We start from the raw sequence: 2,830 nt of genomic DNA on the forward strand, positions 1-2,830 counted from the left end.
GGCGGAATTGGTAGACGCGTTGGTCTCAAACACCAATGTCTTCGGACGTGCCGGTTCGACTCCGGCCCTGGGTACTAAAAAGCCTCTTTATGCTGAAGAGGCTTTTTTTATTACATTCAACAAACCTCATAACTATTCTTACATATATTTGTAGTTTATTTCGCGATATAATGAAGAATAGTATCAGATTAACTTTTCTCCTTGTTTTATTTTCAATAAACCTCTATTCCCAAAATTCATTCGAAGGGCGTAGATTGATAGGAGTTGGAAATAACCCAATAAATATTACGTGCTCCGATTTAGACAATGACGGATTCCCCGATATAATATCCGCCAACTTTGATGATGATTACATCTCACTAATATACAATGACAGCAAAGGAGGTGTAAGAAATAAAGTTGATTTGCAAACATCTCCGAACCCCTATAGGGTCATAACGTCCCAACTGAATAATGACAGTTTTGAGGATATCATCATTCTAAATAATTCATTAGAACATGTTTCAATTCTATTAAATAACACAGATGGCACATTTAGTGAAGCCACCATATTAACTACTGGTAATTTACCTCTCGACATTAAGTCCTCTGATATCGATAATAATACATTCCCAGATATAGTTGTGCTAAATAATGACGAGTCTGCTAACATATTTTACAATGACGGTTTAGGGAATTTTAACCCGGAGACATTAAATCTAGGATTCAATTCAGAACAGTTTACGGTAGGTCATCTGAACTTAGATAGCTATGCAGATTTGGTTTTTACTAATCCAGCTAATGATGAAATATCTATTTTTTATGGTTCTTCAACTGGTACATTTTCAAATTCGAGTTACTCCGTAGGTGATAACCCACATCACATAGAAATTTCTGATCTAGATAACAATACATTTAATGATATTGTAGTCTCGAACTCTTTTTCAGATAATATAACAATTTTGTTGAACGGTGACGGGTTTGACAACTACACTTCTAACACCTTTTCTGTTAACAATAACCCTAGGTCCGCTAGAATTTCATTAATAAACGATGACAATATTCCTGACCTAATTGTAAATACCCAACTAAGTGTATTTTCCATTTTTTATGGTAATGGAGACGGGTCATTTACTTTTGAGAATAGCGTTGGAAGCTCTGATGATGTAGGGTCTTTTGAGTTGGTAGATTTTGACTCAAACGGAAAGTTAGATATTATTTCTTCAGTATTTAATTTAAACAAAATCGAAGTTTTAAATGGAAATAATGCTAACGGATTCGGTCCGATTAAAATAGATATTCCAAGTTTCGCTTTACACAGGATTGCTCATTATGACTATAATAATGATGGCAATATTGACTTAGCTATAGCAAATCAATTCGGTTCAGCCTCTAATCATATTATAACCCTGATGGAGGGTGATGGGGAAGGCCATTTTGCGTTTGACAAAAACTTGAGTATTGGATTACTCACTGGTATAACCACTATAAAGTTTGATTTCTTGAATAATGATTCAAATATTGACATAGCAGCAACTTCAAATTATTCCGGTGATGTTTCAATCCTCTATGGAGATGGGCTAGGTAATTTTGGTGATCTCAACATTGTACCTGTTGGTGCAAATCCAACAAACATGATCATTGAAAATTTAAATGACGATGCATATCCAGACATCATAACTTCCGACCGCAACTCTCAAAATTTTACTATTTTATTTGGTGATGAATTAAATGAATACTCATCCAACTCTATCATAAGTACTACTTCACCAACTGACCTTGCTCTAATAGATCTTAATAATGACACTCAATTAGATATTATCAATTCTTCTAATTCAACAAGTAATTTAGACTATTTCATTGGTTTGGGAAATGGCAATTTTTTACCTCAAGCTAAAATTAATACTGAAAATGAGGAGTACGACTGGATTGAAACAATTGACTTAAATAATGACAATTTAGACGATTTGATTGCCGCTGATTATAATGATGATAACTTTAGTATTTTCTTGAATAACGGCAATCAGCAATTTGAAAAAAGACAAAGTTTAAGTATTGATCCTAGTAGTAGGCCCAGAATAGCTGATTTAAACGGTGACGGACATTTAGACATAGCCGTGCTTTCTAACTATTCAGATTTGATAATTCTATACGGCAATGGAAAAGGTGAATTTAACATCTCTGAAAAACATTTTGTAGGTACTGACCAATGGGCGCAGGATTTAACAGTTGAAGATTTTAATAATGATTCAAGAAACGATGTTGTAGTATTGATAAGAAATAAACATAGATTATTTGTCTATCTACAAACTGAAAAAAGCGATTTAGTCCCACCTACTCCTGCATTATCAATAAATGATGATGTATTAGCTAATCAAGGGATTATTGAGTTAAGCTTAACATTTAATGAACCACTTGTGGATAATATTTCAGAATCAGATTTTATTCTTGAAAATTGTACGATAACTGAAATTTCAACGTCCAACAATCAGGATTATGTGGTATTAATGTCTGCAATCAATGATGGAATTGCTAGCCTTTCATTACCGGAAGGGATGGTACGAGATCTTGCTGGTAATACAAACGTGCAATCTAACGAAATTACATACATATATGATCAAGAGAAACCACAGTTAACATTTAGTAATTACTCATCTGTTACAAATAATTCAATCGTTGAATTAACTCTTGTTGCCAATGAACAGTTGTATAACTTCAATGAAGATGATTTCATTCTAACAAATTGCACTATTACTAACTTTTTAAATTTGGATGAATTTACCTATACTCTGTCCGCTATTCCAATTACGGAGGGCACTTTCAGCATTGTGATACCTACCAATAGCTTTGA

The 2,830-nt window shown here is 33.5% G+C and carries 1 protein-coding gene and 1 tRNA gene; both read left to right on the forward strand.

Features of this window, described 5'->3' with window-relative positions:
- Positions 1 to 71: transfer RNA gene (locus tag RLO81_RS01035), tRNA-Leu, on the forward strand.
- A 99-nt stretch (positions 72 to 170) separates the two neighbouring features.
- Positions 171 to 2,830, forward strand: a 2,660-nt coding sequence (locus RLO81_RS01040; protein ID WP_350105947.1) for an FG-GAP-like repeat-containing protein, incomplete at its 3' end; no start/stop codon positions are given.

The organism is Fulvivirga sp., assembly GCF_040220315.1.
Taxonomy (GTDB): domain Bacteria; phylum Bacteroidota; class Bacteroidia; order Cytophagales; family Cyclobacteriaceae; genus Fulvivirga.